The following is a 632-nucleotide window of genomic DNA, read 5'->3' as shown; positions in this document are numbered from 1 at the left end:
GCGTTGGAGATTGCGCCACCTTCGTCCAGATCAACAGACGCGCCGAATGTCAGGCCGTTGTCTGTTTCGCCGGACATGGTGAATGTCACGTCGATGTCTGTGAAGAACTGCATGTCACTGCCGACAGCGCCGCCGCTGAATGCTGTGTTCTGCTGGAAGATACCCATTTCGGCGCGGCCGGAAAGAGCGACGTCTGCTGCAGCGATTCCAGCTGTAGAGACCAGCGCAGTAGATGCGATAAGAATTTTTTTCATGACGTTATGCCTTTTGAAGTTAGTGCGCCAAGTCAATGGCACGTGTATTTTCTAACTTTTTTTACGGCTAAACCACTTCACGAGGAAGTGCTTAAAATTCAACAAGGCGAATTAGGCGCTTTTTTGCAACATCATTGTGACGAGAAAAGGCGGGCCAAACGGCCCGCCTTCAATAATCTGTCTAGATTTAACTTAAGCTTAGAAGCTCAGGCCAAGACCCAAAGACATGGATTTTTGTGTCGGAGCAGCAGAAGTTGTTTTGCCGGAACCGTAACCGAAGTGCACAACTGCACCGCCGCCCAGGTCGTAAGCTGCTGCAAGACCGAAGCCTTTTGCGTCGCCGCCAGCTACTGTGGAGGAGAACTTACCGTAGTTGGC

At 51.1% G+C, this 632-nt stretch carries 1 protein-coding gene and 1 pseudogene; both read right to left on the bottom strand.

What is annotated here, in order from left to right; all coding sequences use genetic code 11:
* Positions 1-254, bottom strand: a 254-nt coding sequence (locus Q0746_RS16665; protein ID WP_298262238.1) for a porin, incomplete at its 3' end; no start/stop codon positions are given.
* Positions 255-452: 198 nt separating this feature from the next.
* Positions 453-632 (bottom strand): annotated as a pseudogene (locus tag Q0746_RS16660) (porin); the annotation flags it as partial.

It is taken from the genome of uncultured Litoreibacter sp. (assembly GCF_947487515.1).
Taxonomy (GTDB): Bacteria; Pseudomonadota; Alphaproteobacteria; order Rhodobacterales; family Rhodobacteraceae; genus Litoreibacter.
This window is presented reverse-complemented; position numbering and strand designations above follow the sequence as displayed.